This is a genomic window from Halovenus halobia, from assembly GCF_051414135.1.
Classification (GTDB): Archaea; Halobacteriota; Halobacteria; order Halobacteriales; family Haloarculaceae; genus Halovenus; species Halovenus halobia.
Genome location: NZ_JBLKOA010000002.1, coordinates 407552 through 430778 on the forward strand (window position 1 = coordinate 407552; position 23227 = coordinate 430778).

Here is a 23227-nt window from a genome sequence, read left to right on the forward strand (position 1 = left end):
GGAATATAGTTTGGAATTGCTCAGGCAACCTGTCCGTCATCGACAACGTGCAGCCAGAGCGCACAACACAACGCGAGTCCCCCCGCCACAGCGGCCAAGCCAAACGCCACACGGTAGCCCGTCGTGGTGTAGACGCGGGCACCGCCGGCGAGTTCACCGGTCCAGTACGAATCGAGAATGAGTCCCATTGCAGAGGGGAACACCGCTGCGCCGAGGAACGACGCACCGTTGATTGTCCCGAGGGCGATACCGCTGGCCCGGTCGGGGTTGCGCTCCTTGATGAGCGGGTAGGTGAGGACGAACGCGCCCAACAACCCGCCAGTCAGGAAGAAGGCGATGGCAATAACCGGCAGCGGCGGGTCGCCGAGAACGGCGATAAGTGCGAGGACAGCCGTGTAGACGACGCCGCCGCCGACGACAATCTCGGTCCGGAGGCCGGTGCGGTCCGACAGCCAGCCGAAAAACGGCGGACCGATTACCGCGCCGACGCCGCCGACGAGCGTGAACAGGGAGGCGACAGTGACACTCGTTCCGTAGACCTGCCGGACGTAGGGGATCCCCCACAGACCAAACAGCGTGAGGTTCACCCCGCCGGTACAGAAGAGGATAACAAAGACCACCCACGTCAGCCGGTCACGAACCACGGCTTTCAGAAAGTCCCAGCTCTCGCTCGCGGAGGGGCGAGGTGGTTCGGGCACGCCCTCGATTGCCTCCAGCCCTGCCCGTTCGGGCGAATCTCGGACGAAGACGTACACCGAAATTGCCAGTCCGAAGCCGGCAATAGCGAGCAAGAGCACAGAGGTCCGCCACCCGGCCGCACCGACAAGCAGCGCGAACGGCGTCGTCGCAACAATTCCGCCAGCGCCCGCGACAGCGAAGCTCACGCCGTTCATCGTTCCGAACTCGTCGGCGGTGTACCAACTCGCACAGAAGCGCAAAATTGCGACGAAGATGACGCTGCCGCTGAGTCCGATCAGAAACCGGCCCGCGAAGGCCACCGGGTAGCTCCCAGCCAGCGCGAACACCACCGCCCCGATGTTCGTTCCAATTCCACCGACAGCGGCCGTTCGTCGCGGCCCAACCGAGTCGACGAGCACGCCGGTCGGAATCTGCATCAGCGCGTAAACGAAAAAGAAACTGGCGTGCAGCGTCCCCAGTTGTGCGCCGGCAATCTCGAAGGCAGTCATCAACTCCTCGGCGACGACAGCCGTCGACAGCCGGTAGGTGTTTACGAGCAGGTAGGAGGCTGCCAGCAGCCCCCAGAGTATCCAGCGACGCCCCCGCGCCGACGACCAGTAGCCCATTGTCTGTACTCTCCCGGGTGCGCGTGAAAAGGTTTCCATCTGAGCGCGCAGTTATTATCGGTGGACGGTTTTCAGCCAGTTTAAACTACCAATGGAAGTCCTGTCAACACAGGACACAACAGTGTTTAGTGTCTCGGGAACTCCGTAGAGGTATGGAGTGGAAGCGATCACAGGCCCCATCGCAGGTCAACGACTGCGATTGTGGCGGCGACGCGGTCGAAGAACTTGCGGACGGATTGGTGCGAAGTTACCGCTGTGCGGAGTGTCATAGCGGTCTCGGCGACGTGACGATGGGCCACGAGCCGTAACGAAAACCGGGTTTTTCGGAGCGCGCTGTTCGTCATCGACGGGCAGTGGGTGCCCAAGGTTGCGGCGGAATCAGCACGACCACACCCGGCCACCGGCAGCGGCGAGGTGCCGACGATTCCCGACGGCGAGGCGGGCAGTGATGGCCCGGAAGTCGTGATGAACGACGGGACTGCCGCGGTTGTTCGCGACGAGACTGGCACCCGAGTTGTCAGCGCCAGCAAACTCGACACCGAGTCGAGTACACAGACACGCACTCGAAACGTCGAGCAAACCACGAAAGAGCCGGAGACGAACCCGGATTACTACTACGGCGTACTCGGTGTCGGTGGTCTCTGGACGCTGGTCTTGTTCGGGCTTACGACTGGTTTCCATATTCTACCAACGGCCGTAACCGGCCTCTTACTGCTCATCTCGCCAGTTGCCTTTCCGTTCCTGATCTACCGCGATACCGAACACGTTGCGGCAAACAGCGAGTGGTCGCCACACATCGCCTGGACCATCGGCTCAGTGTTCTGGTTCATCAATACGTTCGTCTTTTTTGCGTATGTCCTCAAGCGCAGGCAAGTGATGCGCGGAGAGTGACTGCCCGCGGAGCCACAGCGTTTACAGCCCATCGAAATAGTGTGAAGGTATGCCAACGACGAGTCTGGCCGACGTGCTCGAACGCAACGCTCGGCACGCGGACTCGCTGCCTGCCAGTTTCTTCGAGGCTGTCGAGCAGCGACAGGAGCCAGCGGCAGTCTCGGTCTGTTGTGCGGATTCGCGGGTCTCTCAGGAGGCAATGTGGGACGTACAGGAACCGGGCTGGCTGTTCACGCCAAGCACGATTGGCAATCAGGTCTGGGATTCCCACGACGGCGAGCGAGTTGTCGACGGAAGTGTGCTCTACCCAATCGAGTACACCGGAACAAAGGTGATGCTGATTGTCGGTCATACTGGGTGTGGTGCGATCAGCGCCGCGCTGGACGCGCTGCAGGAGAGTGACGCGGAGACGCCGGCGGGTGTCGGAAAATGGGTCGACCTGCTGGCGCCCGTCATCGAGAGTGGGCTGGCAGATGCCCGCGTCGACCCAGACCGCGAGGTGTCGCTGGTGAACCAACTTGTCGAGTACAACGTGGACGCACAGATCGACTTTCTGCAGAGCCAGACCGATATTCCAGCCGACGTTTCGCTGTTCGGATTCGTGTACGATTTTCAGGGCATCTACGGTGATGTCCCTGGTCGAGCGTATCTCGTCAATGTCGACGGTGAAACTGCAACAGACGCGCTCGAACGACAGGTTCCGGACCGCTTTCGGTCACACGTCGAGCGACTGCTGGGTTAGTCGTCGGCCGGGTAGCCGGGCGTGATGAGCATCACCGGCCCGGGTGACCCTCCGGAAGCGTGCCGTGGCCGGTTGTGCGCTCTCGGAGGGTGTCACCCTCTGGGTCGGCGAGGACGCCGCGCTCGCGGAGTTCGGGCACCACGAGGTCAACGAAATCAGTGAGCGTGTCGGGTCGGATGACCTCCTTGACGTTGATTCCGTCGACGCCGACATCGCGGTACCAGTACTCGAACTCGTCGGCAACCTCCTCGGGCGTGCCGACGACGACTGGTGAGGTGGTGCCGAGTCCGGCGAACTCCGCAACTTCGCGGACTGTCCAGTCGCGGTCGTCGTTCGTCGTGAATGCGTTGATGACGCCCTGAATCGCCTCGGTCTCGATGTGTTCGAGTTGCTGATCAGGTTCCAGTTCGGAGAGGTCCATGTCGACGAAGCCTGACAACAGCGAGAGCACACCCTCGACGTCGATGGCGTCGAGATAGCTCTGGTATTTTTCTTCGGCGAGTTCGGCAGTTTCGCCGACAATTGGCACGAGTCCGGGGAAGAACGAGACGCTGTCGGGGTCGCGGCCGTGGTCACGGAGCCGAGACTGGAGGTCGTCGATGTAGGATTCGACTGCCTCGGCGGTCGGTTGGCTCACGAAGACGGCTTCGGCGTGGCGGGCGGCGAACTCGCGGCCACGGTCCGAGGAGCCAGCCTGATACAACACGGGTGTGCGCTGTGGCGAGGGCTCACAGCCGTGGGGGCCGGGCACGTCGAAGTACTCGCCTTCGTGGTCGATGGCGTGGACCTTCTCGGGGTCGGAGAATCGGCCGCGTTCGCGGTCACGCTCGACGGCGTCGTCCTCCCAGGACTCTTCCCACAGCGCATAACAGACGTCCATGAACTCGTCAGCACGGTCGTAGCGCTCGTCGTGGTCGATTCGGTCGTCGAGGCCGAGGTTGGCCGCGGCCGATTCGAGATAGGAGGTGACGATATTGAACGCGATTCGGCCGTCAGTGAGGTGGTCAAGCGTCGAGAACTCACGGGCGAGTTGGTACGGGTGGTTGTAGGAGGTCGATTTCGTGATGGCGAAGCCGAGTTCGTCAGTCACCTCGGCCATCGCTGGGACGAGATAGGCCGGGTCGTTCGAGGGCGTCTGGACGGCGCGCTCGATTGCTGGCTCGCGGGAGTCGTCGTAGACGTCGTAAATCCCCCGAACGTCCGCGAAGAAGATGGCATCGAACCCGCCGCGCTCGGCCGTCCGGGCGACCTCGGTCCAGTACTCGCGGTCGCGGTAGCGGTGCGATTGGTCGCCCGGATACCGCCACGAGCCGACGGTGACGTGTTCGACGGCGTTCATCGTAAAGAGATTCAGGTGCAACCGGTCGCTCATACCCCAACGCGGGACGCCACGGACAAATAGCGTGCGATAGCCTCGGCGGTGGTATTTAGGTAGGTGAGGATGGACTCGAAGAACCAGAAAGCCCCCGTTGGCTTGGCTGTCCGGGACTCGTTGCGCTCCTCACTACGTTGCGGTGCTTATGTCGCCCGGGACAGACCAAGCCAACGGCCCCTTTCAGCCCCACCCGCTGTGCCTGTGTCACAAGCTACAGGGTGGGGCTGAAAGGGGCCGCCCGTTCGAGGAAGGCGGGCGACGCAAGCACCGACCGGAGCGCAGCGAGCCCCCCGACTCGAACGGGCGGGGGCTTTCAGGTTTTTTCAGGTCAAAATACCACCAGATCCTGCTAAAATAAACACTACCGGGTCAGCAGGCGCAGTAGTACTCTGTGACGCCGAGTGTCGTCTGCAACACCTGATACGCCGGCGCAGGGTCAGATGGCCGGTACACGCCGGTCGTCAGTCCAGGCTCAGTTTCGAAGTCACCGCTCAACAGAGCCTGCCAATCGTCCGGCCCGAGCCTGTCTCGAACACCCTGATTCGTTGCCAGCAGTTCGAGATAATCGGGCAGATAGACCCACCGAGCGTCCGTGGATTCGTCCGGCTGATAGCTCGTCTCGGTGACGCTAGCGTAGGCGGCCAGCGGGAGGTTCGCGCCGGCCGCGACGGGCAGTCCAATCCACTTCCACGGCCGGGTGTTGATATCCAGCAGCAGGTACTCCTCGCGGTCGGGGCAGTAGACGAACTCAGACTCACTGATGCCGTAGTAGCCAGTCTCGCGCAGGACAGAGAGCGCTCGCTGCTCGATTGCTGGCTTGTCGGCGCGCTCGACGAGACAGGATGTACCGAACTCCGGCGGATTCCGAACGCGGGCGTTGCCGACAATCGAGAGCACGTCGCCGTCGGGACCAACGTAGGAGGCAAGCGAGTGGTCCTCGCCGCGAACAGACTCGACTTTTCGCTGGGCCATCACCTCGATGCCCGCCTCGCGCGAGCGGGCGAGCACATCACGCAGTTGTGCTTCGGTATCGACTTCGATGACGTTCGTTCCGATTGCTTCCTCGAACTCGCGTTTGCGGGCGGGCTTGACGACCAGCGGCAGGTCCAGTTGGGAGAGGGCGCGCTCGACAGCGGCGTCGCTGTCGCCGTCGAGGGGGACCGTTTTGGGATACGGAACTCCTAATTCGTCGGCGATTCGGTACAGCGAGGACTTGTTGAGCACGTCGTCGATGACCGTCCGGTCGGAGAAGGGCAGGCGAACACCCTCGGGGTCGGTATCTGCGAAGGCGTGAACCCACTCGTCCATACAACCGAAGGCGACGAGGTCTGTGCCGGCGGCAGTCGCGATAGCTTCCACGTCGTCGGCGAACTGTTGCTGGTCGTCGAGTGGGTAGGTGACAGCACCCGCGAAGTCGACGGCGTCCGACGGTGGGGCGGCCCCGTCGCCAGTCCGGTCGATTGCGATCACCGGAACGCTGTCGCCCGACAGCGCACGGGCAACGCCGAGGCCGGTGATGTGTGCGTTCGCAACCAGCGCCGGTGGGCGGTCGAACTCCGCGTCTGCGACCGCATCGAGCAGTTGCTCGTGAGACAGAAACTCGGTCATTGCCTGCTGTTCGGACTCAGCTTTCAAAATACACCGGATTGAGAGCGCGGTCGCTGGCGGAGTGGTCAGCAGAAAAGTCGGCGAGGGATTGGCTCGAAGCGATTACGCTGCTGCTTCGTCAGCGAACTCACCGTCGGACGACCACTGTCCGACGAGGTGTCGGCTCGAAGCGACTAAGCCGTCGCTTCTTCGCCGAAACTGTCGTCGTATTCGCCTTCGTCGATGCGCTCTTTGAATTCGCGTGGGTCGTTGCCCTCGATGGTGACGCCAAGCGTCACGCAGGTTCCGACGACCTCTTTGGCGGCGTTTTTCAGGTCGTACGAAAGCAGGTCAGGGTGTTTCTGCTCTGCGATCTGTTTGATCTGGTCGACTGAGAGGTCAGCGACGAAGTTCTCTTGGGGTTCACCGCTGCCAGTCTCGAAGCCAGCCTCGTCTTTGATGAGTTCGGCCGTCGGCGGAACACCGACTTCGATCTCGAAGGAGCCGTCCTCCTCGTACTCGACGGTGACGGGCACTTCGGTGCCGTCGAAGGCTGCTGTCTGGTCGTTGATCTCCTGTACGACTGCCTGCACGTCCACGGGTGTCGGACCAAGTTCGGGTCCGAGCGGCGGTCCGGGGTCAACCTGTCCCCCGGGAACAAGGACTTCGATAGTTTCGGCCATACACGATGCTCTGTCGGCGTGGGTTTAAGAATTCCTTTTTGTGCTGAGCGCTCCGCGGGTGCGCCCGGCCCGTCACCCCCCAGTGACTGGCTCAGGCGATGGTAATCCCGTTACGCGCCAGGTAGTCGCTGACGCTTTTGATTTCGACGGGACTCCCGATGATACGGACTTCCCCTTCCTCAGTCCGCACCGTAACGGTGAACCGCTCTTCCAGTTCCCCCCGGAGGCCCGACAGTGAGCCACTCGGTAGCAGAATCTGCGTGCTGTCACGCAGTCGAGCTACGTCTGTCATCAATCATACTATCGACGTTTCGGGTATTAGTGTGTCGAAACTGTACTGTTTGCGTCCCGGGAATCGCCACAATATTCAACTGAATTCGTCCGCACGCACAGATATGGCCACCCGAATTCTCCTCCCGGTCGACCGGTCTGACCACGCCGAAACCGCCTACAACCTCGCCGCCGACCTCTTCGAGAGCGGAACAATCGTTCTGTTACATGTGATCGACCCCGCAGACGCGAGTTTCAGCGCCGAGACATCAGTGCCGAACATCCCTGAAGACTGGTACGAGACGCGCCAGAAACGGGCCGAAAAACAGTTCGCAGCGCTCGATGCAATGGCTGAGGACGCCGGACTGGAGGCTGAACACCTCGTCGAGACGGGCAAACCTGCAGCGACCATTGTCGAAACTGCAACAGAAGAAGACATCGACCACATCGTGATGGGAAGCCACGGCCGACAGGGCGTCTCACGCATTTTGCTCGGGAGCGTTGCCGAGACAGTAGTGCGCCGCTCGCCGGTTTCCGTGACCGTCGCCCGCGAGCAGAGCGAGGAGTAACCCGGGAAACAGTTAGGGGTCTGGCGGTGATTAGCAGGGAACATGAGTTCCACATTCACGGAATCAGCCGCGGGAGCGGCCACCGTCCACGAGACGACGGCCGCGGAGTTTGCCGACACACTGGAGTCAGCAATCGAGACGCCAGCGGTTGGGACACCGCTGCCGTTCGAGGGGGTATCGCTGTCGGAGACAGCCGTCGAAACCGAGTTCACACCCTCTGACCTGCAGTGGGCTGCCACTGGCGTCACGCCGGCTCGGGTCGGCATCGGTGAGTACGGGACTGTCACACTGCCAAGCGACGACGCTGGCACCGAACTCGTCAGTCTCTACACGCCAACGCACGTCGCTGTCTTGGCAGAGAGCGCAATCGAGCCAGATATGAAAGCCGCCTACGAGCGCCTGAGCGAGGACTTCGCTGCGGGGGCAGACACGCAGGTACTCGCGACGGGGCCAAGCGCCACCGCAGATATGGGAACGCTGATTCAGGGCGTGCACGGACCGCACGAGGTCCACATCATCGTGCTGGAGGACCGATGAGCAAACACGCCGAACGCGAGCGGACGGCCACCGCCTTCCGTCGACTCATGGAGACCGAAGGCGAGGCTATCGCCAAGAACACGCGAACCGTCAACCAGCTCTCCGATTACGCACTCGAACAGTTCGACAGCTACGAGCAACTGCGGGAGGCAGCCCGGGAAATCAAAGAAAACGCCATCGAGAACCTGCCCGAACTAATCGATGAGGTCGAGCAAGCAGTCGAAGCAAACGGCGGCGAGGTCCACATCGCCCAGACTGCCGAGGACGCGAACGAAATCGTCGAGGGCATTATGGCCGAGCGCGACGCCCAGAAACTCGCCAAGAGCAAGTCGATGACAACCGAGGAAATCGATGTCAACGAACACCTCGAAGCCGAGGGCTACGACGTTATCGAGACTGACCTCGGGGAGTACGTCATCCAGCTCGCAAAGGAGTCACCCTCACATCTCATCGGCCCGGCGATGCACAAATCCCCCGAGGAGATTGCCGCGCTGTTCAACCGGGAGTTCGACCTTTCGGGCGAGGACGCGCTGACCGAGAATCCCCAGGAGTTGACGGAGTTCGCCCGGGAGAAGGTCGGCGAGAAGATTCGCGCGGCCGACGTTGGGATGACGGGTGCGAACTTCATCGCCGCAGAGACAGGGACGATGATGCTCGTCACCAACGAGGGCAACGCTCGCAAGACGGCAGTGACGCCGGATACCCACATCGCCGTCGCAGGCGTCGAAAAACTCGTGCCATCGCTCGTGGACTTCCAGCCCTTTACCGAACTGATTGCCCGGACGGGCACGGGACAGGATATTACCTCCTACGTCTCGCTGTTGACGCCGCCGGTCGACAGCCCGATTCCGGACTTCGAGGCTGACGAGTTCCGGGACAGCGACGAACGGGACTTCCACCTGATTCTACTCGATAACGGCCGGATGGGGATGCGCGAAGACGAACAACTCAAAGAAACGCTGTACTGCATTCGCTGCGGGGCCTGCTCGAACGCCTGCTCGAACTTCCAAGAGGTCGGCGGCCACGGCTTCGGCGGTGAGACCTACACCGGCGGCATCGGCACTGGCTGGGAGGCTGGCGTCCACGGACTCGACAGCGCCAGCGACATGAACGACCTCTGTACGGGCTGTACGCGCTGTGAGCCGAAGTGTCCGGTCGACATCGACATTTCATGGATTAACACGGTCGTCCGCGACCGACTGAACCGCGAGGCTGACCCCGAAACCCTCGAGTATCTCGTCGAAGGACTGCAACCAGACGAGGAGACTGGCAGTCTCGACCGACAAAAACGGTTGTTCGGCAACATCGAGACGCTCGCGAAAGTCGGGAGCACGGCACCGCGACTTGCCAATGCTGTCACCGGCTCTGGCTTGGGCAAGCGCGTGCTGTCGTCAGTGTTCGGCGTCGACCAGGACCGAGAATTGCCCGCGCTCGCAGGAGAAACGCTGCGGGACTGGTACGGCGAACGCGGCCCGCAGGTCGAGGACCCCGGGCGAGACGTCGTGCTGTATCCTGACCTGTACACCGACTATTTCGACCCTGACCGCGGGAAAGCCGCCGTCCGTACGCTGGAAGCCCTCGACGTGCGCGTCCACATCCCGGAGGTTGCCGAGAGTGGCCGCGCGCCGCTCTCACAGGGGATGATCGAAACCGCCCGTGGGCAGGCCGAATCTGTCCACAGCGCACTGGTCACGCACATCGACCAAGGGCGAGATGTGGTCGTTATCGAACCGAGCGACGCGGCGATGTTCCGCAACGATTACGAGAAACTGCTGCCCGAGCGTTCTGCACAGCGAGTCGCCGACAACAGCTACGAAATCTGCGAGTTCGTCTACGGACTGCTGGAGAACGGCCACGACATCGACGCGCTCTCGACGACCGAGGATGTCTCGCTGGCGTATCACAGCCACTGCCAGCAGCGAACGCTGGATCTGGAAGCCTATACCACGGAACTGCTGGACCGGGCCGGCTACGACGTGCGGACCGCCGACGTGGAGTGCTGTGGCATGGCGGGAAGTTTCGGCTACAAAGAAGAGTACGCAGACGTGTCTCGGGCCGTTGGCGAGCATCTACAGGACGAGTTGGGTGACGTGGACGGCGAGCGAATCGCCGCCAGCGGTACCTCCTGTCAGGCACAGCTGGATTATCTCTACGACCGGCCCGTGCCCCATCCAATCGAACTGCTCGCGCCACGGTAACCACCACGGCCGCGTCCCCTGTCCGCCCGCTACCGGTGAGACGACCAGCGTGGCTCGAACTCGGAACGGGACCGCCCGCAGGCTAGCGGTATTTTCGCAGAATCAACCGGACCGCCGCACCGCCGAGGTCGCTACGGCCAAACTCCACGTCCCCCCGGGAGCGCTGGACGATCCAGTTGACGACCCAGAGACCGATACCGCTGCCGTGCTCAAGGGGATTCTCGGTCCCGGATTCGATGACCTTCCGTTCGGAGGCCGGAATCCCGTCGCCGTTGTCCGCGACTTCGATGGTCACCCAGTCGTCGTCACTGGTGACGGTCACCTCGACGACGGGTTCGTCCGACGGGTTGTGTTCGATGCCGTTCTCGATGAGGTTTTCCACCGCGAAAATGAGTCCCGGGATTGCGTACACCTCCAGATTCTCGGGGGCCGAAACGGTTAGCTCCGCGTCCGTACCGGCAAATCGGTCGACCACACTGTCGATTGCCTCTGTGACCGAAAGCGGTTGGCTGTGCGGTCGCTCGTTGAGCAGGTCACCCGCTGTTTTCATCTTCTCTATCATGTCGAGTGTCTTCCAGGAGTGGTCGAGAATCGTCTGTACTGCTCTCTCCTGCTCCGGCGCGACGTTCCCAGCGAGGCTGTCCGCTTCCCCGATAATGAGCGTGAACTGGTTGCGGACGTTGTGTCTGAGAAGTCGGTTGATGACCTGGAGTCGCTGCTGGCGCTCCGTTCGCTCCGTAATATCCCGGACCATCCCCACGGTTCCGTCGAACCCGCCGCCGGAGTCCACCACCGAGATGTGGTGGGCAACCGGGAACGTCTCTCCGGTCCCCGAGAGCGCTTCGTACTCGACTATCCGTGTCTCGATATCGTTTTTGTCCGAGAGCATCGTCCGGACAGCCTCGTACAGTTTCTGTTCGCCCTCCTCGGTCGTTGCCTCGCCGAAGTAGCTTCCGACCATCTCCTCATAGGAGAAGTCGTAGACGTCGGTCATCGCCGGGTTGACCTCCCGAATAATCCCGTCTTCGTCGACGTAGTACAGCGGGTCCGGGACCGCTTCGGCTATTTTCTCGTACAGTCGCAGTTCTTCGAGCCGTTCGTAATAACTGGTGACGTCGTGAACGAGCCCGATCGTCTTGGTTTCGTCTTTCGGGACGGTGTATAGCTGGAGTCGTTTCGTCTCGCCATTCGGTGCTTCCAGACTGAGTTCCGACGGGCCGTCGGAGTGCAGGTCACTGCTGTCACCGAGAGCGCTGTCACTCTCTGGTTGGTGGTCTACCTCGGCGGCGGCCAGGTGGTCGGACAATCGTGTCCCAGTCAACTCGTCGGGCGTCGACCCGAGCAGTCGAGCGAGCGAGTCGGAAATCGTCGTCAGTTCACCGCTCTCGGTGAGTTCGAAGCTCTCGATGTCGTCGTACGCTGTCAGCCGCTCGTACTCGCTCGGTGTGCTCGCTCCCTGGTCGTCGTATGCAGTGAGTCGACGGCAAAACAGCTCCGTGTGGTCCGGAACCATCGATTTCCGGAAGTAATCCGAAGCGCCCCGGTCGAGCGCATCTTCGGGTGTGGTCGTCTCGTCGAGGAGCGCGATTATCGCTGTGTTGGGCCAGTCATCCGCGAGTTCCTCGACAGTCCGGAGCGGGTTCGCCGACAGGTCGACCACGACACAGTCCGGTACTCGGTCGTTTCGTTCGGGGAACTCCGTGGTAACCGCCAGTTCCGACCGTGTGAGTAACTGCTCCGGTGGCTCCCCCAAGTAAACAATCATCGCTCCGGCTGACCCCCCGCTTGCATCGTTGTCACATATTTCAGTTCGAGTAATATAAATGACGGCAGTAACGTCAGCCCAACTCGTGGCTCCACAGCCACACTCAGAAATCCGACAGCGAGGCCTGGTCCAGTGCCTGCAGGGCGTCCTGGCTGGTCTGCCAGCTCGCCCGCGCGCAGTCAGGTAACTCGCCGTGGTCACGGACGTACAACTCCAGAAACTCTCGTGTTGTCGGGTCGCTCGGGTAGCCGCTGCCGATAGCACCGTATTCTGCTGCGAGGTCCTCAATGTGGTCCTCGCGGGCCTCTTTTGCGAGAATACTTGCCGCGCCGACGATGTCATACTGCTCGTCGGCACCGTGTTCGGCCCGGAGGTCCACTGCACAGTCGACTTCTTTGGCCACGCGGCGCTCGAACCGAACAGCGTTTGTGTCACCGGCGTCGGCGTAGCCCGAAGCGCCCGCCTCGGCGACGCCGGAGAGTGCTTCGCCGTGGCCGGCGACGGTCAGCAAATTCATATCGGTGTCTGGGTCGTCGATGCGCTCGACAGAAATTTCGACAACCTCGGCCGTCGCAACCGCTCGAATCTCAGTCGCGAGTTCACCGCGGCGCTCGGGGTCGATTCCCTTCGAGTCGCCGACATCCGCCGGTAACTCGGCGGGGTCGGCCAGCACGGCCGCGACGAACATCGACCCGAGAACTGGGCCCTTGCCAGCCTCGTCGACACCGAACTCCATACCGCGAGTGCGAGGTCAGGGGGTAATTTTCTTGTGGTGCGAGTCTTGGGGGCGGCGACCAAGCTGTGCCTCGTTTCGACATAGACCAGCATATCCGACAACTCACAGTAAGTATTCCAACTGAGGGTTCCCTCTGGTCTCTATTTCGATAGCGGAGAACGCCGGCAGAAGAAATATATGTACAAGATTGTAAGGATTGCACACGAGTAGTGCAGCAAATACGCGACCAACTCCGAAAGGCGACTTGGAAACCGCCGACAGGAGGCTTCAGCATGAGAAACCCTCACCGCTGAAGTGGCAACGAGTCAGGGCAAATGGGTGCGAACGACCGTGACAGACGCCATAAAAACGCAAACCGTGTCAAAGGCTAACAAGAGAATACCAGTCACAGAAGAACGATGGAAAGAACTGAACGAATTAAAAGAAGCCGGGCAGACCTACGACGAGTTGCTCGAAGGACTCATCAAGGAACGCAATCGGCGTCAACTTGCCGACCGTGCCCAAGAGGTGCGAGAAGCCGAGACGGAGGAATTGACGCCTCTCGATGAGCTATAATATTCTGCTGGACGAGTCAGCACGCGAGTATCTGGTATCGTTAGACGACAAGAGCCAGCGAATCGTCAAAGACAATCTCTCGAAGCTTGCAGAAGAACCATACCCAAAGCCCGGTGCTGGGCAAGGGGATCGTGAGCAACTCACTATCGAGGGCGAAGAGATGTACCGGTTACACATTGGACGGACACACACAGCGTTCTACATCATCCGCGAAGACTTGCAGGAAGTTCGGGTGCTTGAACTCATGGACATTGATGAAGCTCACAAGCGATACGGGGAGTGAGCCCCTAGCAGTGACCTCACTGGTTCTCTCGGCGTGTACTGCTCGTATTAAGCGTTCTCTGTAGTGTCGATACCCAGTGCCTTGTTCAGCCCGCAGAAACAGGTGATGGAGTTGAAGCCGAGGGCTACGGCGCCGACTGTGGCCAGCGTTGCAACCGAGCGCCGCCCGGCCCGGAACGCGAGCAGGGCGACTGCGGTGAGGGCAACGGCCAGTACTGCGCGGACGATACGGTCAGTTCCACCAACATTGCGGTCGAATGCCATAGGCGTGTATTGGACGCCAGAATATTGTATGTTTCACTCACTCTGTTCGATCAACACGGCTCGTGAGCCACAGATTCGACAGCCGTCGTGTCGGGGTGCAACAACCTGTCCGCCGCAGTTGAGACAGTGGAGCAGTCGCTGGTTCGGTTGTTCGAGCGCCTCTTGAATTGCCGCCGTCTGTGTCGGAATGAACGACATCGCTTGGGGTCACCCAGGCTAGTCGTCTACAGGAGTCCAGTAAATAGCCTCCGCCAGAAGTACGTGCGAGATTGTGTCGGATGCATGCAGCTTAGTCATATGATTCGACGATTACCGCCTCGGAACTACAGCGCAGACAGGACCCACCGTGTCGGATCGCGACAATCTGGCCGCCGCAGTTGAGACAGTGCAGCAATCGACGATTTCCCTCTGTGAGTGCCTGCTCGATTTCCTCAGTCTGTGGTGGAATTAACGACATCTGTCAACAGCTACCAGTCCGTAGGGGGCCAGCGAGTAAATATCCACTGTCGCCCTCGGCCACTACGAGACAGTTTTGGGACAACAAGCTACGTGTCACGCTGGACGGCAACCTGCGAGTCGCCGAAACGGACCGCCAGCCTTGCCACGGCGGGGTCGAGTGTCCTCACACGATTAATTCGGGCTGGCGGTTGCGTCGAAGCCTGATACTCAGTCGTCGCCGAGCATGGCGTCGAGGTCACCGAGCACGGCGTCGTATGCCTCGTGAGCGGCGTCGATATCGACCGGGTCGGCGATCATATTGAAAAAGCCGTGAATCATCCCGTCGAAATTGTGGTGGGAGACCTCGTTGCCGGCGTCGGCCAGTTTCTGTGCGTAAGCAGCCCCGTCATCTCGGAGCGGGTCGAAGCCAGCGGTAACGACTGTTGCCGGCGGGAGGCCCGAGAGGTCAGCCGCGAGTGCGGGGCTGGCGTAGATGTTCCCCTCGTCGATATCCTCCTCGACGTACTGGTCGTGGAACCACTCCATCGTCTCGGTAGTCAGGAAGTAGCCCTCGCCGTTCTGGTCGTAGGCCTCAGTTTCGGTTGCGTCACCGGCAACGGGGTAGACGAGAATCTGGGCCGCAATAGCTGGACCGTCGCGGTCACGCGAGAGCAGTGAGACGCCCGCGGCGAAGTTCGCGCCGGCGCTGTCACCGGCAACGACAAGCTGATCCGGGTTGATATTCAGCTCGTCGCCGGCCCCGCTGGCCCACTCGACAGCGGCGTAGCAGTCTTTGAGTCCGGCAGGGAACGGGTGTTCCGGCGCGAGGCGATAGTCGACGCTAATGACGGGATAGCCGCTCTCGGCTGCGAGTTTCCGGCACGGGCCATCGTGGGTGTCGAGGCTGCCGACGACGAAGCCGCCGCCGTGGAAGTAGACGATTAGTGGTGTCTCCTCGTCGTCAGTCCGAGGGTCGTACAGCCGAATCGGAATCTCGCCGGCTGGCCCCTCAATGGTCCGGTCTTCGATAGTCGGGAGGTCGATATCTGGCTCGGCCTGCGAGAGTTGTTCTTGGACCTCCCGGGCCTCTGGTGGCGTGAGTTCGTGCAACTGGGGCACGTCCATCGATTCGTAGAGCTGGAGAAACTGCTTGACCTGTGGGTCCGGTTCGGCGGCGCGTGTCGCGGTTATCTCTGTCATCATCACGCATACCGAGCGGTGAGAGCATAAAACCACGTGGCGGTGCTGGCCCCGTGGGTCGAGCCAGCACGGCTAGAAAGCGATATTCCTAAACCGATACATAATTGAAGAAAGACCAATGAGTCCCGACGCAGATTCGCCGCCCGACCGTCCGCCACTCGAGCGAGCCAGAGATGGACTCGGTCAGGTTGGCGAGGCACTCACGCGGAACCGAATCCGAATCGGACTGTTGATTGTCATTCTGTTCGCGTCCGGCGTCATCGCCGTCGGCGCGACTGGCGACGGCCTCTCGACAGCGTCGGCGGCAGACGCACCCGAGGCCCCGCAAGCCGACAACATCACCGTCATCACTGAATCTGGCCGGGCCGGGACGTTGATTGCGTACAACCCCGACGGCTCGATTCTGTACTACGCCGACGAGCGGACCAAGTACTTCGATGTCGACCAAGTCGAGGGCACAACTGCAACCGTCGAGTACGTCGCGACGGATACGCTACACACGAGCGGTCCCTACTGCGATTCGCCGCCGTGTGCCCGCAACGTCATCGAGCGAACGAATCTCACGACTGGCGAGACAGAGGTCATCGTCGAGCGGTACAACCATCAAGAGACCGCCGGTGAGTGGCACGACCACGTCCGGGTCAACGAGACACGGGTTCTCATCGCTGACATTCTCTACGACCGCGTCTACATGCTGAACACCGAGACGGGAATCATCGAGTGGGAGTGGGACGCCCAAGCCGACTTCGACCCCGCCGACTCCGGCGGGTCGTTCATGCGTGACTGGACCCATCTCAACGACGTGTCACTGCTGGACGACGGCCGAATCATGGCAAGTCTCCGAAACCACGACCGCGTCGTCTTCATCGACCCCAAGACTGGCGTCCAAGAGGACTGGACGCTCGGTGAAGAGAACAACTACGACATCCTCTACGAGCAGCACAACCCCGACTATATCCCCGAATCTGCGGGTGGGCCTGCCGTGGTCGTCGCAGATTCGGAGAACAACCGCATCAAGGAGTTCCAGCGCGAGGACGGCGAGTGGGTGCAAAGCTGGGAGTGGACCAGCAGCGAGATGCGCTGGCCGCGTGACGCCGACCGCCTGCCCAACGGCAACACCCTCATCACCGACACCCACGGCAACCGCGTGATAGAGGTCAACCCAGAGGGAGAGGTCGTCTGGGAAGTCGGCTCGACGCTGCCGTACGAGGCAGAACGTCTCAACACCGGCGTCGAGAGCCAGGGCGGTGAGAGCGCACAGCGACTGGGTCTGGAGAGTCGGACCGAGCGCGGAGCGACCAGCGATGACGGCGGCGGTGGATTCGACCCCCTCACCGGAATCGGACACTTCCTCGAAGGGCTGTTGCCACACCGCATCGTCAACGGCATTTATTTCGTGATGCCCGTCTGGTTCGGGGCACCACAGTTCGCCGCGGCAGGACTGGGCCTGTTTGCTGGGCTTGGCTGGCTTGGTGCTGAACTGCGCTGGCAACTCCGCGACGCTGGCGTCCGGTTCCGACTGCCGGTCTACCGCGAGTAACTATCGGGACGGCCACCGGGGCACATACCTCAGAAGACGATTATCTGCTCTCCAGCGAGATACAGCGCGGCGAGAATTGACTGGAAGGACAGCGAGCCAAGCGCCGAGAGGACGACAAATGTCCGCAGACGCATCGTCGAGAGGCCGGCCGGGAACGTACAGAGGCCGCGGACGAACAGCATCGTGTTGCTCAGCGGGACAGCGAGCAGGCCCCAGCGGTCGAACCAGGCGTCGAAGCGGTCGAGTCGCTGTTCGCTAATCGGCAGCCACCCCTTGTCGAGAACGTAGTCGCGCCCGCCCCGCCGGACGAGAACGAACAGAATCGCCTGTCCGATGGTCGTACCAACCACGGCAATGAGGACAACGGCGGCAACTGTCGGTGGGGACGTGCCGATAAGTAACAGGGCCGCCGGAACGACGAGTTCGCTCGGCATGAACCGCAGCATCATCGTCCCTTCGAGCAGACAGAGTCCAAGCAGGATGACGAGTCCGAACTCGGAGGTGAGCCACGCGTCCATCCACTCGGGGACGTACGATGCCTGAAGCAGCACCATCTACCAGTATGCTCTGGGAATACCGCGTATAAGACTTACTTCGTGAGGTCCATCCCGAACGCCGCCGCGGCAAGTCCACCCAGCCCAACCGGCAACCAGTAGATGACACCCCGGTAGATGAGCACCGCGGCCGTCACTATCGCCGCCGGGATGCCAGTCGTTGGTGCGAGGATGGCGACAAACGCCGCCTCGATACCACCGAGACCACCAGGGAGCGGAGCCGCACCGGCGAGATTGCCGAGTGGTATGGCAAAGAGAACAACAGCGACCGGGATTGTGTAGCCCAGCGCGCTGAAAGCGAGATACAGCGCGACCCCCTGCAACAGCCAGCCAGCGAGTGAGAGGCCCAAGACGAGTGCGAGGCGGGCAGGGCTGGTCGCAATCGTCTCCACGTGGCCGAAGAACCGACCGGCACGGTCCTGTAAGTCGAAATCGAGCGTCGAGGTCGGTAACAGTCGGCCAGCCGTCGCCGCGACAATTTTGCTCGCTACCTCAACCAGCGACCAGCGGTATCGCCAACTCACACCGAGCACGAGGCTCACACCGGCAACGATGCCGATTGCCGAGACGACAGCGTTCTGGACAGCCTCGCCGACAGTCGTCGTCGTCGCGTAGTAGCTCACGCTGACGAGAATCAGCGTCACTGATGAGATGACGTTGAGAACATCGACGGCGCTAATCCCGGCGAGGCCAGTTTCGTAGGGTTCGTCGGTCACCTTCGAGATGAGCAACGCAGCGACGGGTTCGCCGCCGGCCTGTCCAAACGGCGTGACGTTGTTGGCGAACACCGCAGCGGCGTAGACGAAAAACGAACGAACCACCGTAATCTGAGTATCGAGCGTTCCAAGAATACTGCGTAACATGAGCGACCAGCAGGCCAACCAGCCCAGCCCAGCCACCACGACGAAGCCGACCAACTGGGGGTCGGCAGTCCGAAGCGCCGCAAGCACATCTCGCCCGCCGACCAGAAAGAGCAAGACGGCGAATATCGCGATCGTGCCGCTTGCTCCAATGACAAGTGCCCGACGCCGGTCCATACCCCCATTCTACCTGTAAACGTCTTCAACCGTTCGGTCTGTTCGTCAGCCCACAACAGTTCGCGGTTTTTATATACTGTTACAAGTAACCACGAGTGAATGAGCGAGCGCTCCGCGTCGAACGTGCTGTTCGTGGTGCTGGATACCACCCGCAAGGACCACCTGACGCCGTACGGCTACGACCGCGAGACGACGCCCGAACTCGAAGCGTTTGCGGAGGACGCCACCGTCTTCGAGAACGCCGTCGCGCCGGCACCGTGGACGCTGCCAGTCCACGCCTCGATGTTCACCGGCCGGTATCCGACCGACCACGGCGCGGACCAGACCAGCCCCTATCTCGACGACGTCGGAACGCTCGCGTCTGTGCTCCGGGCCGCAGACTACGACACCGCCTGTTACTCCTCGAACGCCTGGATTACGCCCTACACCCACCTTACCCGAGGGTTCGACCACCAGGATTCCTTTTTCGAGGTGCTGCCGGGAGACGTGTTCTCCGGTCCGCTGGCGAGCGCGTGGGAGACGATCAACGACAACGACACGCTCCGGTCGATGGCGAACCGACTCGTCCACCTCGGAGCGAAGGCACACTCGATGCTCGCAAGCGGCGAGGGGTCTGACTCCAAGACACCGTCTGTTATCGACCGCACGCAGTCCTTTATCGAAGACGCTGACGACGACTGGTTCGCGTTCATCAACCTGATGGACGCCCACCTGCCGTACTACCCGCCCGAGGAGTACCGCGAAGCGTTCGCTCCCGACGTGGACCCCGACGAGGTCTGCCAGAACTCCAAGGAATTCAACTCCGGCGGGCGCTCGATCGACGACGAGGAGTGGGAAGATATCCGCAAACTGTACGACGCCGAACTGGCCCACATGGACGCCGAACTCGGCCGCCTGCTCGCGTGGCTGCGCGAGACGGGCCGCTTCGAGGAGACGACCGTCGTTGTCTGTGCCGACCACGGCGAACTCCACGGCGAACACGACCTCTACGGCCACGAGTTCGCGCTGTACGAGCAGTTGATCAACGTCCCACTGCTGATTTCACACCCTGAACTCGAAGAGGGCCGCCGCGAGGACCTCGTCGAACTGCTCGACCTCTATCACACGTTGCTCGACGCCGCTGGCGTCGAAACTACACGTGCAGAGCGCGAGACAGTCCCACTGGACAGGACACGGTCGCTGCTCTCGGCAGAGTACCGGGAGTTTGCCGACCCAACGGACCCCGGACAGGTTGCCCTGACTGACGCCGAGGACGACTACGCCTTCGTCGAATATGCACAGCCACTCATCGAACTGCACCACCTCGAAGAGAAAGCCTCGGAGGCAGGGATTACGCTACCGGAGGACCACCGAGGCTACGCAACGTTGCAGGCTGCTCGTGGCGAGCGGGGGAAGTTCATCCGTGCCGACCGCATCCCCGACGAGGGGTATCGGCTCGACACCGACCCCGAAGAAGCCGAGTCGCTGGCCCCTGACGAGGACGAGCGCGTGGCCGAAGCCCAAGACGCCCTCCAGCGCTTTGGCGAGGAGATCGACGCGCCGTGGCTCGGTGAGGGCAGCACTGACGGACCGTCGGACCCCGACGAGGTGCTCGACGACGCCGACGAGCAGACCCGCGAGCGACTGCGTGACCTCGGGTACCTCGAGTAAGTCGAAACTGAAGAGCCGTCAATTTCGGCAGTATCCGGCGGTCTCGCGTGGGTAACTGACACAGAAACCACGAACCGTTAGAAATACCACCACCGACGTGATTGGATAGAGTAATAGAATGCGCTCTCAGCAGTTTCTCGAATCCGAGTGGGACTACTGTCTGGTGCTCGATTCGTGTCGGTACGACGTATTCGAGTCCGTGTACGACGAGTATCTCGACGGCTCACTGGAACGCCGCGAGAGTGTTGGCTCCTCGACACCGGAGTGGGCCTACCGCACGTTCACCGGCGACCACGACATCGCGTACTTCTCGGGCAATCCGTTCATCAACAGCCTCGGTATCCCGCTCTCGGAGCTGAAATGGGGGGCGAGCTGTGATTACGACTGGACCGCAACCGAGCATATCTCGAACGTGCTCGATATTTGGAAGGAACGCTGGGACGACGACCTCGGGACAGTCCCGCCGGAAGCGATGACGGCAGCCTTCGAGGACTACCAGACCGACATTGCGGAGGCGGACCGCACCGTCTTCCACTACATGCAGCCACACGCCCCCTATCTCAGCCGCGGCCAGGGAGGAAAGCTTGGCCAGATCAAGGAGGGAATCAACCGACAGGCCGAGTCCGACGACGAGGGCGGCGTCATCTCGAAACTCGGCGATACGGTTCGCCCGAAACTCGAACAGTCTCTCGAAGGGAGTTCAATCGCACAGAAGGCTGGCCTGTGGCTGGAGATGGACCCGGTCGAACTCGTTCGCGGCGGCACCCGCCAGACTGGACTGGAGTACCACGAACAGAATCTCCGAATTGCACTCGAAGAGGTCGTCGAGTTGATCGAGGAACTGGACGGTGACATCGTCGTCACCGCCGACCACGGCGAAGCCTTCGGCGAGGAGGGCGTCTGGGAACACCACATCGAGACGTACATCCCGCCGCTGATGGAGGTCCCGTGGCTGGAGGTCGACGGCGTCGCGTAGCGGCTTATGTTAGTCAGTCACTACTTCGAGTTCGAGTCTCACGTCACCGGCGGCATCAGCGAATCCGTCTCCCACCAGCGCAAGATGCTCCGCAAACAGGAGATCCCCTACACGACCAAGCCACGGATGGACGCCGACGTACTCCACTGCAACGTGATGGGTCCGCGGTCGGCCTACTACGCCCGAAAGGCAGACTGCCCGGTTGTTGCTCACACCCACGTCACCGCCGAGGACTTCGGCGAGAGCTTTCGGTTTACGAACGCGCTCGCGAAGCCACTGCGGCCGTACCTGAAACGAGCCTACGGCCTCGCCGACGAACTCGTCTGTCCGTCTGAGTACAACCGCGGCGTGATTGACTCCTACACCGACCGCCCGACCCGAGTCATCACCAACGGTGTCGACACAGAGAAACTGGACGGGTACGAGAGCCTGCGCGAGGAGTATCTTGACCGGTACGACCTCTCGCCGCCGGTGGTCTTTCTGGTCGGCCACGTTATCAAGCGCAAAGGGCTGGAGACGTTCGTCGAAACGGCCCGAAATCTTCCTGACGTAGATTTCGCGTGGTTCGGCCCAATCGACCGCGAACTGAAGGGTCGGTCGACGAAGCGACTTATCGACAACTCGCCATCGAACTGCACCTTTACCGGCTTCATCGACGATATCCGCGGCGCCTTCGCGGCGGGCGATATCTTCTTTTTCCCGACCTACGAGGAAAACGAGGGCATTGCTTTGTTGGAGGCGATGGCTGCCGGCAAACCGCCGGTCGTCCGGGATATCGAGACATTCTCGTGGCTCACTGATGGCGACGACGCCGTCAAATCCGACAGCGACGAGGGATTCATCGAAGCGATTCACCGACTGGAAGCAGCCGACGAGCGCGAGCGAATCGGCGAACAGGCCCGCGAGCGCTCCGAACCGTACCATCTCGACTCCGTCGCTCCGAGCTACGAGAAACTGTACACGGAGGTGGGCCAATGAGCACGAGCGACTCGTTGCGAATCGGCTTTTTCACGGACAGTTACTTCCCGGAAATTGACGGGGTCACCTACACGTTGCAGTTGTGGGGCGAACGGCTCACTGCCCGCGGTCACGAGACAGATATCGTCTACCCCGACGGCGACTACGAGCCCGAGGAGAACGAACACCCAGTGCCCTCGTTTCCGAATCCGTTCTATCCAGGCTACGAGGTGCCGACCTACCGCCGGCCGTCGACGCTGCCAGACCTCGATGTCGTCCACTGCCACGGCCCGGGACCGGTCGGCTGGCTGGGACTGCGCTACGCGCAGAAGTACGACGTCCCGCTGGTGTACACCCACCACACGCCCATCGAGGAGTATTTCCACCAGGCACTGCCGTGGAAATCGGTCGCAGGGTTCCTGAGCAATCGGTATCCGGCCATCGAGAGTCGGTATATGGAACGGTTCGACGTTGTGACAGCCTCGACCAGCCGAATCGACCGGAGTGTCGACCACGTTCAGTTGCCTGTTGGCGTGAACATGAACTTCTTCCAGCCGACGGCCAAGCGCTGGTACGAGGGCGAGACAGTCATCGGCTACAGCGGCCGCCTTAGCATGGAAAAAAACGTTGCCGAGGTGTTCGAGGTTGCCGAACAGCTCCCTCAGTACAAGTTCGTGGTCGTTGGTGAGGGACCGCGTGAACCCGACCTCGCGGCGAACAAACCCGACAACGTCACGATGCGCGACTTTTTGCCCCGCGAACAGTTGCCGACATTTTACTCTTCGATTGATTGTTTCATCACCGCCTCGACGGCCGACACGCTCGGCCTGTCGACACTCGAAGCCAACGCCTGTGGCACGCCGGTTGTCGCCGCCGACGCGCCGCCCTTTGACCGGACAATCGGTGTCAACAACGGCCGCCGGTACGAGCCGGGCAACGTCACCGAAGCCGCTGAGGCAGTCGAAGAGTGTATTCGGACCGACCGCGATACTCGGGGTGCAATCGAACAGTACAGCGTCGACCGCACGATCAACCAACTCGAAACGCTGTACGGCGGGCTCTGCAACGACACCCTCGACAGCGTCGAACTGGACTGAGCCACTTTCACCCCGCTCTG

The 23227-nt window shown here is 61.5% G+C and carries 26 protein-coding genes; 13 read left to right on the top strand and 13 right to left on the bottom strand.

Features of this window, described 5'->3' with window-relative positions; genetic code table 11:
• Positions 1-20: 20 nt before the first annotated feature.
• A complete protein-coding gene (locus ACMGFM_RS09020) occupies positions 21-1304 on the bottom strand; it encodes an MFS transporter (protein WP_436902171.1) in 1284 nt (427 codons plus the stop codon).
• Positions 1305-1456: 152 nt separating this feature from the next.
• On the opposite strand from ACMGFM_RS09020, the gene ACMGFM_RS09025 reads away from it, so the two are divergent.
• Genes ACMGFM_RS09025 through ACMGFM_RS09035 form a run of 3 tightly spaced genes read left to right on the top strand, consistent with a single transcriptional unit; the run spans position 1457 to position 2937 of the window.
• A complete protein-coding gene (locus ACMGFM_RS09025; protein WP_436902172.1) occupies positions 1457-1612 on the top strand; it encodes a hypothetical protein in 156 nt (51 codons plus the stop codon).
• 49 nt (positions 1613-1661) lie between these two features.
• The gene (locus ACMGFM_RS09030) at positions 1662-2195 is read left to right on the top strand and encodes a hypothetical protein (RefSeq protein ID WP_436902173.1); all 534 of its coding nucleotides are present in this window, start codon (positions 1662-1664) and stop codon (positions 2193-2195) included.
• 49 nt (positions 2196-2244) lie between these two features.
• A complete protein-coding gene (locus ACMGFM_RS09035) occupies positions 2245-2937 on the top strand; it encodes a carbonic anhydrase (RefSeq protein WP_436902174.1) in 693 nt (230 codons plus the stop codon).
• Between the two features lie 31 nt (positions 2938-2968).
• Here ACMGFM_RS09035 and ACMGFM_RS09040 read toward each other — a convergent pair whose 3' ends face one another.
• The 4 genes from ACMGFM_RS09040 to ACMGFM_RS09055 form a co-directional block, all read right to left on the bottom strand.
• Positions 2969-4309, bottom strand: coding sequence for an LLM class flavin-dependent oxidoreductase (locus ACMGFM_RS09040; protein WP_436902175.1), 1341 nt, complete (start codon positions 4307-4309; stop codon positions 2969-2971).
• A gap of 372 nt (positions 4310-4681) precedes the next feature.
• The gene (locus ACMGFM_RS09045; protein ID WP_436902177.1) at positions 4682-5920 is read right to left on the bottom strand and encodes a carboxylate--amine ligase; all 1239 of its coding nucleotides are present in this window, start codon (positions 5918-5920) and stop codon (positions 4682-4684) included.
• A 173-nt stretch (positions 5921-6093) separates the two neighbouring features.
• Complete coding sequence (locus ACMGFM_RS09050) at positions 6094-6582, bottom strand: 50S ribosomal protein L11 (RefSeq protein WP_436902178.1); 489 nt, start codon at positions 6580-6582, stop codon at positions 6094-6096.
• A gap of 91 nt (positions 6583-6673) precedes the next feature.
• Complete coding sequence (locus ACMGFM_RS09055; RefSeq protein ID WP_299279343.1) at positions 6674-6874, bottom strand: VNG_1110C family protein; 201 nt, start codon at positions 6872-6874, stop codon at positions 6674-6676.
• A gap of 103 nt (positions 6875-6977) precedes the next feature.
• On the opposite strand from ACMGFM_RS09055, the gene ACMGFM_RS09060 reads away from it, so the two are divergent.
• Genes ACMGFM_RS09060 through ACMGFM_RS09070 form a run of 3 tightly spaced genes read left to right on the top strand, consistent with a single transcriptional unit; the run spans position 6978 to position 10156 of the window.
• The gene (locus tag ACMGFM_RS09060) at positions 6978-7421 is read left to right on the top strand and encodes a universal stress protein (RefSeq protein ID WP_436902180.1); all 444 of its coding nucleotides are present in this window, start codon (positions 6978-6980) and stop codon (positions 7419-7421) included.
• Positions 7422-7463: 42 nt separating this feature from the next.
• Complete coding sequence (locus ACMGFM_RS09065; RefSeq protein WP_436902182.1) at positions 7464-7958, top strand: LUD domain-containing protein; 495 nt, start codon at positions 7464-7466, stop codon at positions 7956-7958.
• Positions 7955-10156, top strand: a complete 2202-nt coding sequence (locus ACMGFM_RS09070; RefSeq protein WP_436902183.1) for an LUD domain-containing protein — start codon at positions 7955-7957, stop codon at positions 10154-10156. Before ACMGFM_RS09065 ends, ACMGFM_RS09070 begins: the two co-directional genes overlap by 4 nt.
• Positions 10157-10238: 82 nt before the next feature.
• On the opposite strand, the gene ACMGFM_RS09075 is transcribed toward ACMGFM_RS09070, so the two are convergent.
• Positions 10239-11921: a PAS domain S-box protein gene (locus ACMGFM_RS09075; RefSeq protein WP_436902184.1), complete on the bottom strand. Its 1683-nt coding sequence runs from the start codon at positions 11919-11921 to the stop codon at positions 10239-10241.
• A 103-nt stretch (positions 11922-12024) separates the two neighbouring features.
• The gene (rnhB, locus tag ACMGFM_RS09080; RefSeq protein ID WP_436902185.1) at positions 12025-12657 is read right to left on the bottom strand and encodes a ribonuclease HII; all 633 of its coding nucleotides are present in this window, start codon (positions 12655-12657) and stop codon (positions 12025-12027) included.
• A 357-nt stretch (positions 12658-13014) separates the two neighbouring features.
• Here rnhB and ACMGFM_RS09085 point away from each other — a divergent pair, with 357 nt between their 5' ends.
• Positions 13015-13212: a hypothetical protein gene (locus ACMGFM_RS09085; protein ID WP_436902187.1), complete on the top strand. Its 198-nt coding sequence runs from the start codon at positions 13015-13017 to the stop codon at positions 13210-13212.
• Complete coding sequence (locus ACMGFM_RS09090) at positions 13202-13495, top strand: type II toxin-antitoxin system RelE family toxin (RefSeq protein ID WP_436902188.1); 294 nt, start codon at positions 13202-13204, stop codon at positions 13493-13495. Before ACMGFM_RS09085 ends, ACMGFM_RS09090 begins: the two co-directional genes overlap by 11 nt.
• A 47-nt stretch (positions 13496-13542) precedes the next feature.
• On the opposite strand, the gene ACMGFM_RS09095 is transcribed toward ACMGFM_RS09090, so the two are convergent.
• From ACMGFM_RS09095 to lipP1, 4 genes are all read right to left on the bottom strand, one after another.
• Positions 13543-13758 carry a YgaP family membrane protein gene (locus ACMGFM_RS09095; protein WP_436902189.1) on the bottom strand — a complete coding sequence of 72 codons (216 nt, stop codon included), beginning with the start codon at positions 13756-13758 and terminating at the stop codon, positions 13543-13545.
• A gap of 33 nt (positions 13759-13791) precedes the next feature.
• Positions 13792-13956 (bottom strand): hypothetical protein, encoded by a 165-nt coding sequence (locus ACMGFM_RS09100; RefSeq protein WP_436902190.1) that lies wholly within the window; start codon positions 13954-13956, stop codon positions 13792-13794.
• A gap of 91 nt (positions 13957-14047) precedes the next feature.
• Positions 14048-14215 (bottom strand): hypothetical protein, encoded by a 168-nt coding sequence (locus ACMGFM_RS09105; RefSeq protein ID WP_436902192.1) that lies wholly within the window; start codon positions 14213-14215, stop codon positions 14048-14050.
• Positions 14216-14424: 209 nt separating this feature from the next.
• Complete coding sequence (gene lipP1 / locus ACMGFM_RS09110; protein ID WP_436902219.1) at positions 14425-15387, bottom strand: LipP1 family hormone-sensitive lipase; 963 nt, start codon at positions 15385-15387, stop codon at positions 14425-14427.
• Positions 15388-15514: 127 nt separating this feature from the next.
• Here lipP1 and ACMGFM_RS09115 point away from each other — a divergent pair, with 127 nt between their 5' ends.
• Complete coding sequence (locus tag ACMGFM_RS09115; protein ID WP_436902193.1) at positions 15515-16936, top strand: aryl-sulfate sulfotransferase; 1422 nt, start codon at positions 15515-15517, stop codon at positions 16934-16936.
• A gap of 29 nt (positions 16937-16965) precedes the next feature.
• On the opposite strand, the gene ACMGFM_RS09120 is transcribed toward ACMGFM_RS09115, so the two are convergent.
• Both ACMGFM_RS09120 and ACMGFM_RS09125 read right to left on the bottom strand, forming a co-directional pair.
• Entirely contained in the window at positions 16966-17490 is a 525-nt protein-coding gene (locus ACMGFM_RS09120; RefSeq protein WP_436902195.1) for a DedA family protein, read from the bottom strand.
• A gap of 35 nt (positions 17491-17525) precedes the next feature.
• On the bottom strand, positions 17526-18527 hold the full coding sequence (locus ACMGFM_RS09125; RefSeq protein ID WP_436902196.1) for a lysylphosphatidylglycerol synthase transmembrane domain-containing protein: 1002 nt from the start codon (positions 18525-18527) through the stop codon (positions 17526-17528).
• A gap of 99 nt (positions 18528-18626) precedes the next feature.
• Here ACMGFM_RS09125 and ACMGFM_RS09130 point away from each other — a divergent pair, with 99 nt between their 5' ends.
• The 4 genes from ACMGFM_RS09130 (at position 18627) to ACMGFM_RS09145 (ending at position 23207) form a co-directional block, all read left to right on the top strand.
• On the top strand, positions 18627-20177 hold the full coding sequence (locus ACMGFM_RS09130; RefSeq protein ID WP_436902198.1) for a sulfatase: 1551 nt from the start codon (positions 18627-18629) through the stop codon (positions 20175-20177).
• Positions 20178-20295: 118 nt separating this feature from the next.
• Positions 20296-21153: a hypothetical protein gene (locus ACMGFM_RS09135; RefSeq protein ID WP_436902199.1), complete on the top strand. Its 858-nt coding sequence runs from the start codon at positions 20296-20298 to the stop codon at positions 21151-21153.
• A gap of 6 nt (positions 21154-21159) precedes the next feature.
• Positions 21160-22131: a glycosyltransferase family 4 protein gene (locus ACMGFM_RS09140; protein WP_436902200.1), complete on the top strand. Its 972-nt coding sequence runs from the start codon at positions 21160-21162 to the stop codon at positions 22129-22131.
• Positions 22132-22145: 14 nt separating this feature from the next.
• Positions 22146-23207 (top strand): glycosyltransferase, encoded by a 1062-nt coding sequence (locus tag ACMGFM_RS09145; RefSeq protein ID WP_436902220.1) that lies wholly within the window; start codon positions 22146-22148, stop codon positions 23205-23207.
• Positions 23208-23227 lie beyond the last annotated feature (20 nt).